The sequence below is a fragment of the Providencia sp. AGC89 genome (assembly GCF_053543535.1).
This window is the reverse complement of the sequence record NZ_JBIXLP010000018.1, coordinates 125,197-133,502: the sequence shown is the minus strand read 5'-3', so window position 1 is coordinate 133,502 and position 8,306 is coordinate 125,197. Positions and strand designations below refer to the sequence as shown.

Genomic DNA, 8,306 nt, shown 5'->3' with positions numbered 1-8,306 from the left:
GGTCATGTATTCAATCCGGTGATTAACCTGTAATATAGGGTAATTTATCGGAGAATATTCATGGCTAAAGTCGATGTAAGGTGCCCATTTTGTCAACAAACGCTCCCAGTGAAAAAACATGGATTAGGTAGCACTGGTCATCAACGTTATCGTTGCCAAGATTGCTGCCGAAGCTTCCAACTCGATTATAAATATCGTGCTTGCCAACCCGGAACTAAAGATAAAATTATCGACCTCACGATGAATAATGCCGGTATTCGTGATACTGCTAGGGCCCTTCATATCAGCATTAATGCGGTTGTTCGTACTTTAAAAAACTCTCGCCGAAGCAGGTAACGTCTTTACCGCTTGATAATTTGCACATTGAACTCCTTTGTGAAGTCGATGAACAGTGGTCTTTTGTGGCTAATAAGAAACAACAACGCTGGCTTTGGTATGCCTGGGAACCTCGCCTAAAACGGATTATTGCTCATACGTTTGGTCGTCGAAACAAGAGAACTCTTCGCCAGTTACTGGCTTTACTGTCTCGGTTTAATGTGGCTTTTTGGTGCACGGATAAGTTCAGTGCTTATGAGATATTACCTAAACAAAAACACGTAGCAAGTAAGTTTTATACCCAACGAATAGAAAGAGAGAATTTGAATTTAAGAAATCGCTTAAAGCGTCTTAACCGTAAGACGTTAGGTTATTCGAAGTCGCCTGAAATGCATGATAAAATCATCGGCACATTCATAGAGCGGGAGTATTACCTATTGTGATGATCTCTATATTGAATACACGACCAATCATTTTTATTGGTTGCTAATTATTTCTAGTGACATTTAAAGTGTAAAATTATATTAAATTATCGATTTGATCAAGAAAAACCAACAAAAGACATTATGTAATTAAGAAGTGAAAAACTTTTTATAAAGCAATGCATTGCTACATAAATAATACAAAGGTCTCATTTTTTTGTATATAAAAAACATGTTTACCTATCAATTAATATGTATTTGATTGTTCATAACTATTTTAAATGATGAAGATTAATTTTATAATGAATATTACTAGCTAAAAATTTTTTTTCTTATTTAGGAGATGGTATGCATATGCATATAGTTAAAAAGGAAAATATTTATGCTTTATTAGGAAATTATTTACGAAAAGCTAGGGTGAGCAAGGGGTTATCAGGCAATGAATTAGGTTCGGTTATTCATTTGAGCCAGCAGCAAGTATCACGCTATGAACTAGGAATTAATAAATTAAGTTTAGATAAATTAATTGAAATTGTCATTTTTCTCGATATTGATATTAACGAAATAACTAAAATTATTTCTAAACAGGTAGAGAATGAAAAAAAGAGTTAGATGGGGTTAGTATCTTTATTTTGGTAAGTTTTTATAACTATTTTATATTATTAGAAAAGTATTAAACTTAAAAAACATGCTTTGAATCATAATTTTAATTTATAGGAAATAACCAATTAATTTGACTAATCTCCTTTGGCACTATTTATTGTGGTAATTACTTAAAGGAAAAAACTGATTTTAAAATAAATTCTATAAATATAAATAATCAATTGTATTTTTAAATTGAATTTTTATGATTTTATATATGGTTAGGGACGGGGTTGTAGCTAACTGATTATTATAGATAAAATATAGTGCTATTGTTCAATAAACCTTTTCAGTTTCAGTAAAGGGCTTAAAAGGTTTAACGTGAATATTCATGTGCATTTTATCAAATTTCTTATTTGTAAGTAACCTTTATTATTATACATAACTAGTTGTTATTTATTTTATATTATTACTTTTTATCTTGAACCCTGCGTTTTTTCCTACTTTTTTTCTTTAAGATGTCATTATTTAATAGTGTTCCCTATAACATTATGCTTAAATAAAACTTAACTAATTATGAGTTAAGGTTATGGTTTTATGTTCAAATATATAGGGATATTATTTGTGTTTTTGCTTGTTGGTTGCTCGATTTCAGCATCTAATAAAGGCTACTACCTTGATAATCGTTACCCATCAAGAAATACGAGTGAACGGATTCAATATATTATTTTACACTACACTGTTTCTAATGATGCACGTTCGATAGAGCTTTTAACAAAAGGGAATGTGAGTTCACACTATCTTATTCCCAGTAAACCTGAATTTAAATACGGTAAACCAGTTGTATTACAATTGGTACTCGAACAGCTAAAAGCTTGGCATGCTGGTTATAGTCGTTGGCAACATCAAAAAGGTTTGAATGACACTTCCATCGGTATTGAGATAGTAAATCCCGGTCTTCAAGAAAATAGCCTTGGGAACCAAACTTGGGTACCTTTTAATGAATCGCAGATTGTTGCATTGATTCCATTAGTTCAAGATATTATGCAACGGTATAATATACCGCCTGAAAATATTATCGGTCATAGCGATATCGCACCATTACGTAAACAAGATCCAGGTAGGGCATTTCCATGGCAGCGTCTTGCTCAGCAAGGAATTGGTGCATGGCCTGATGCTAAAACAGTTAGTAAATACTTAGCGGGGCGAAATGCTAACGAACCCGCTAATGTGTTACGTGTTCAAAAGGCTCTAAAATTTTATGGTTATTCGGCGATCCCTCTATCTGGCGAGTTGGATGACCAAACCAAAAAGACATTGCGTGCCTTTCAGCTGCACTTTCGTCAGCGGGATATTGAAGGGTTAGCCGATGCAGAAACAGAGGCAATTGCGTTAGCCTTAATTGAAAAATATCGAGATATGGAAAATTTCAAATTATTTGAGCAAACGGAGTAGTTATAAATATAAGCTACATAATGGTTAACATTGCTGATGAGTATAATAAAAGTGAAATGAGGTTTGGGCCTCATTTCACTTTTTGTCATTTAACGGTTTGCGCCGTACTCACGGCTAATTTCTTTTGCAGCCTTGATAACCATCGCACCTAATTCAGTAATGCGGTCATCTGTAATACGTGATAACGGCCCTGAAATAGAAATAGCAGCAAAGGCTTCTTTATGTTCATCATAAATACAGGCACCAATGCACCTTAAGCCTAAAGCATGCTCTTCATCATCATAGGAAAACCCTTGTTTTTTAGCTTGTTGCAAGTTTTCTTTTAAGGCTGATGGGTTAGTTAACGTGTATGGAGTATAGGCATGTAACCCTTTGCGGCTTAAAAGAGGGATTAGCTTTTCTTCGGGTAAGTTTGCAATAAACGCCTTACCGGCTCCAGAGGCGTGTAAAGGCAGTTTCCCGCCAATAGGTGCTGACATCCTCATTAATGCGTTGCATTGCACTTGATCGACAATAACAGCATCATATTCCGAGTGGTCGAGGATAGCTAAATTGACGGTTTCCCCTGACCCATCCATTAAACGGCGTAATATAGGGTGAACCAACGCTAATAAATTACGACTTTCTAAAAAGCTACTTCCAATAATAAAGGCATGAGATGCAATAACCCATAAGCCAAGATCGCCCGTTTGGCGCACAAAACCATGCTGTTCTAATGTCATCAACAGTCGATGTGTCGTTGAATTTGGTAAGCCAGCTTGTAATGCAAGGTCAGTGAGTGCAATGCCACCGGTGGATTCAGAAATGTATTCCAACAGTGTCAGCCCACGACTTAATGATTGAACTTGCCCCGCAGCGGTAGCTCCACTTGCTGGCCCTTTTGCTTTTTTTATCTTTTTAGTAATTGGTGCCGTTGCCATTAAGTCTCTCCTGACGGTAATTTTGTTTCTATTATGTACTATCTCACCTAAAAATACTCATCGGATCAGTTGAAAGACCGATTTTATGCAACCTGAAAAACTCTCATCATAACAGCGAATTTTCGAGTTAAAAGTTGTGATAGGATGTTATAAGTAAAAATTTGACTTATTTCTCAGTGTTCCATTTTAGGAGGGCAGTGCAGTGTCCGAAAAAATTAATCAATTAGAACAAGAATTAAAAAAACGTATATTGGTATTAGATGGTGCAATGGGAACAATGATCCAACAACATAAGTTGTCGGAAGAACAATTTCGTGGGGATAGGTTTGCTGACTGGCCCTGTGATGTGAAAGGTAATAATGACTTATTAGTACTAACACAGCCTGAGATTATTAGAGATATACATCATCAATATTTTGCAGCAGGTGCAGATATCGTTGAGACAAACACCTTTAACTCCACGCCTATTGCGATGGCTGACTATAAAATGGAAGCCATTTCCGATGAAATTAATGAAACTGCTGCACGTATTGCGCGCGAATGTGCCGATGAATGGACACGAAAAACGCCAGAGCAGCCTCGCTATGTGGCGGGTGTTTTAGGCCCAACCAATCGTACGGCTTCTATTTCTCCGGATGTAAATGACCCTGCTTATAGAAATGTTACTTTTGATCAACTTGTTGAAGCTTACAGGGGATCTACACGATCTTTAGTTAAAGGTGGGGTCGATCTAATTATGATCGAAACTATTTTTGATACCTTAAATGCTAAAGCGGCGATTTTTGCAGTTGAAACAGAATTAGACGCGCTAGGTGTTTCGCTGCCTATTATGATTTCAGGCACTATTACTGATGCATCTGGGCGTACTTTATCGGGGCAAACGACAGAAGCATTTTATAACTCATTGCGTCACGCGGCCCCACTTTCATTTGGTTTGAATTGTGCACTGGGTCCTGATGAACTTCGTCAGTATGTTTCAGAGCTATCAAGAATTGCTGAGTGTTATGTCAGTGCTCACCCAAATGCCGGCCTGCCAAATGCATTTGGTGAGTATGACCTTGATGCACAAAATATGGCTGAACAAATTCATGAATGGGCAACAGCAGGTTTTTTAAATATCGTCGGTGGGTGTTGTGGCACAACACCATTACATATTAAAAAAATGGCGGAAGCGGTGAAAGGGGTGATGCCGCGTCAGTTACCTGAATTGCCTGTTGAATGTCGTTTATCAGGTTTAGAACCATTGAATATCAGCAAACAGTCACTGTTTGTAAATGTTGGGGAAAGAACGAACGTAACGGGTTCAGCAAAATTCAAAAGGCTGATTAAAGAGGAAAACTATTTAGAAGCGTTAGATGTGGCGCGCCAACAAGTGGAAAGCGGTGCTCAAATCATCGATATTAATATGGATGAGGGGATGCTGGACTCCCTAGCTGCTATGGTACGTTTTCTGAATTTAATCGCGGGTGAACCTGATATTGCTCGTGTTCCTATTATGATTGATTCTTCAAAATGGGAAGTCATCGAAGCTGGGCTTAAATGTATACAAGGTAAGGGAATTGTTAACTCTATCTCCATGAAAGAGGGGGTTGAAACCTTTGTCGAACACGCCAAACTGCTGCGTAAATACGGGGCTGCGGTGGTTGTTATGGCCTTCGATGAGGTAGGGCAAGCCGATACACGTGAGCGTAAAATTGAGATTTGCCGACGCGCCTATCAGGTGTTGACCGAAGAGGTTGGCTTTCCCCCTGAAGATATCATTTTCGACCCAAATATTTTTGCTGTCGCGACAGGGATTGAAGAGCATAATAATTATGCTGTTGATTTTATTGATGTTTGTAAGGATATTAAACAACAACTACCACATGCCATGATATCCGGTGGGGTATCGAATGTTTCCTTCTCTTTCAGGGGGAACGACCCAGTCCGTGAAGCTATCCACGCCGTTTTCTTGTACTACGCCATTCGTAATGGAATGGATATGGGGATCGTGAATGCAGGGCAATTAGCCATTTATGACGACCTACCCGCTGAGTTGAAAGATGCAGTTGAAGATGTGGTATTAAATCGCCGTAATGATAGTACTGAGCGGTTACTGGAATTAGCGGAAAAATACCGCGGGGCTGGTGCTCAAGAACAGCAAATCCAACAGGCGGAATGGCGAGGTTGGGACGTAGAAAAACGCCTTGAATATTCGCTTGTTAAGGGGATCACTGAATTTATCATTCAAGATACAGAAGAAACTCGCCAACGTGCATCAAGCCCCATCGAGGTTATTGAAGGCCCGCTGATGAACGGGATGAATGTTGTGGGGGATCTGTTTGGTGAAGGAAAAATGTTTTTACCACAAGTGGTGAAATCTGCCCGGGTGATGAAACAAGCAGTTGCGTATTTAGAACCGTATATTCAAGAACTTAAACAATCGGGAAGTAGTGCTGGTAAAGTGTTGTTAGCAACAGTCAAAGGGGATGTTCACGACATTGGTAAAAATATTGTTGGCGTAGTGCTTCAGTGTAATAACTATGAAATCATCGACTTAGGCGTGATGGTGCCATGCGAAACAATTTTAAAAACGGCACGTGAGCAAAATGTCGACATTATCGGCCTGTCAGGCTTGATAACGCCATCCCTTGATGAAATGGTTCATGTGGCAAAAGAGATGGAAAGACAAGGCTTTACGTTGCCGTTATTGATTGGGGGGGCAACAACGTCGAAAGCACATACCGCAGTGAAAATTGAACCTAACTACAGTGGACCAACCACGTACGTCCAAAATGCATCACGTACTGTTGGTGTGGTTTCAGCGTTATTGTCTGATACTCAAAAAGCAGATTTTGTTGAGCGTACTCGCCGTGAATATGACACGGTACGTTTACAACATGGGCGTAGACGACCAAAAACACCACCAGTCACTCTTGATATTGCCCGAGCCAATAAGGTGAAAATTGATTGGTCTAATTATCAGCCGCCGGTGCCGAAATTTTTGGGTATTCAAGAGGTCAATGCATCAATAACAACCTTACGTGAATATATTGACTGGACGCCATTTTTTATGACGTGGTCGCTCGCTGGGAAGTACCCACGTATCTTAGACGACGAAGTCGTGGGGTCAGAAGCACGTAAATTATTGAATGATGCTAACGCGATGTTAGATAAGCTCGAAAAAGAACGTTTACTGACACCAAAAGGTATTTTTGGCTTATTCCCCGCGAACTGTGTTGGTGACGATGTTGAAATCTATACAGACGAAACACGCCATCATGTGCAAGCAGTGAGTTTGAACCTACGTCAGCAAACCTTAAAGACGGATTTCCCGAATTATTGTTTATCTGATTTTGTGGCACCTAAAGACAGTGGTAAAGCCGATTATATCGGTGCATTTGCTGTTACTGGTGGTTTAGAAGAGGATGTGCTGGCGGATGAATACGAAAAACAGCATGATGATTATAATAAAATTATGGTTAAAGCGCTGGCGGATAGGCTTGCAGAGGCATTTGCTGAATTTTTACATCAACAGGTTCGTATGCAGTATTGGGGTTATGCGAAAGATGAAAATTTAAGTAATGACGAGTTGATCCGTGAAAATTACCAAGGTATTCGGCCTGCACCGGGCTATCCAGCTTGCCCTGAGCACACAGAAAAAGAGAAGATTTGGCAGCTATTAGATGTTGAAAACCAAGTGGGAATGAAACTCACTAGTTCATATGCGATGTGGCCTGGGGCATCTGTATCAGGTTGGTATTTTAGTCATCCAGATAGCAAATATTTTGCAGTGGCTCAATTACAGAAAGACCAAATTGAAGATTATTCAAAACGTAAGGGGCTGTCGGTGACGGAACTTGAGCGTTGGTTAGCACCTAATTTAGGCTATGACCCAGAAGATTAATAAAACAGTGTATTGATTTTTCAGGTGTTCGGCACCATCTTATGGGTAAAGACATTAAAGGGGTCTAATGATGAGCTATGAATTTATTATTGAAAATGAACTGCCGCATTCAGTGGCATTTCCTTATCAGATCCAAAACAGTGCGGCGCCTGAAACATTTCTCATGAGCGAAGATGCGGTCAGTGCGATGATGAGTATCTTACAAATTATGGACAAACTCGATACGGATGAGTCCCTTGATGAGCACTGTTTTAACCAAATTTGGCTAAAAAGCGAGTTAACACCGGCGCGTGCAGAAGAAATTTATTTATTTCTGGAAGAGCGTTTAGCCGTAGAACCAGTGCCTTCACAAGACGAAATAGCTGCATTTCATCAAGCACAACTAGATGAAAACAAACTGTTATCGCAAGAAAGTAGTAAAGAAGGCATGATCCCAGTCCATAAATTTTCTACCAATGATGGTTGGTTGGTCACGACTAAAGAATGTGAATGGATAGCTGAAGTTTTCGCCCCAGAATTAGTGAGTGAAAACCACTTTGTTGTGTCGCAAATTTCTGAGTTATGCAAAATTAGTCACCAAAAACTGGAACATTTACTGATTGAGTGGGGGAAATTTAATTTATTTGCCAGTAAACATGGTGGTTACCGCGTTAATTAAGCCTTTGATAGGTTAATCTTTGGTTTAGGTAGTGGCCGTTTTAGCGATGAATGAACACTACCTAAATT

At 39.0% G+C, this 8,306-nt stretch carries 6 protein-coding genes; 5 read left to right on the top strand and 1 reads right to left on the bottom strand.

Features of this window, described 5'->3' with window-relative positions; translation table 11 throughout:
- The first annotated feature begins 60 nt into the window (after positions 1-60).
- The 3 genes from ACIPUA_RS06045 (at position 61) to ACIPUA_RS06035 (ending at position 2,774) form a co-directional block, all read left to right on the top strand.
- Positions 61-758, top strand: a protein-coding gene (locus ACIPUA_RS06045; RefSeq protein WP_281111489.1) for an IS1 family transposase whose coding sequence is annotated in 2 segments (ribosomal slippage) — positions 61-310 and positions 310-758 — 699 coding nt in all. Because the reading frame shifts where the segments join, the coding sequence is not laid out codon by codon here.
- A gap of 327 nt (positions 759-1,085) precedes the next feature.
- The gene (locus tag ACIPUA_RS06040; RefSeq protein ID WP_173424841.1) at positions 1,086-1,349 is read left to right on the top strand and encodes a helix-turn-helix domain-containing protein; all 264 of its coding nucleotides are present in this window, start codon (positions 1,086-1,088) and stop codon (positions 1,347-1,349) included.
- 567 nt (positions 1,350-1,916) lie between these two features.
- On the top strand, positions 1,917-2,774 hold the full coding sequence (locus ACIPUA_RS06035) for an N-acetylmuramoyl-L-alanine amidase (protein WP_449059429.1): 858 nt from the start codon (positions 1,917-1,919) through the stop codon (positions 2,772-2,774).
- A gap of 89 nt (positions 2,775-2,863) precedes the next feature.
- Here the strand turns inward: ACIPUA_RS06035 and iclR are convergent, their stop codons facing one another.
- Positions 2,864-3,694 carry a glyoxylate bypass operon transcriptional repressor IclR gene (iclR, locus tag ACIPUA_RS06030; RefSeq protein WP_042848533.1) on the bottom strand — a complete coding sequence of 277 codons (831 nt, stop codon included), beginning with the start codon at positions 3,692-3,694 and terminating at the stop codon, positions 2,864-2,866.
- A 202-nt stretch (positions 3,695-3,896) separates the two neighbouring features.
- On the opposite strand from iclR, the gene metH reads away from it, so the two are divergent.
- Together metH and ACIPUA_RS06020 are read left to right on the top strand one after the other, a co-directional pair.
- Positions 3,897-7,580, top strand: a complete 3,684-nt coding sequence (gene metH / locus ACIPUA_RS06025; RefSeq protein ID WP_449059428.1) for a methionine synthase — start codon at positions 3,897-3,899, stop codon at positions 7,578-7,580.
- 67 nt (positions 7,581-7,647) lie between these two features.
- The gene (locus ACIPUA_RS06020) at positions 7,648-8,238 is read left to right on the top strand and encodes a hypothetical protein (RefSeq protein WP_173424840.1); all 591 of its coding nucleotides are present in this window, start codon (positions 7,648-7,650) and stop codon (positions 8,236-8,238) included.
- The last annotated feature ends 68 nt before the right edge of the window (positions 8,239-8,306 follow it).

Bases quoted from the DNA above. Each gene is read 5' to 3' on its own strand.
- iclR (WP_042848533.1), bottom strand. From the start codon at position 3,694: ATGGCAACGGCACCAATTACTAAAAAGATAAAAAAAGCAAAAGGGCCA.
- ACIPUA_RS06035 (WP_449059429.1), top strand. From the start codon at position 1,917: ATGTTCAAATATATAGGGATATTATTTGTGTTTTTGCTTGTTGGTTGC.
- ACIPUA_RS06040 (WP_173424841.1), top strand. From the start codon at position 1,086: ATGCATATGCATATAGTTAAAAAGGAAAATATTTATGCTTTATTAGGA.
- ACIPUA_RS06020 (WP_173424840.1), top strand. From the start codon at position 7,648: ATGATGAGCTATGAATTTATTATTGAAAATGAACTGCCGCATTCAGTG.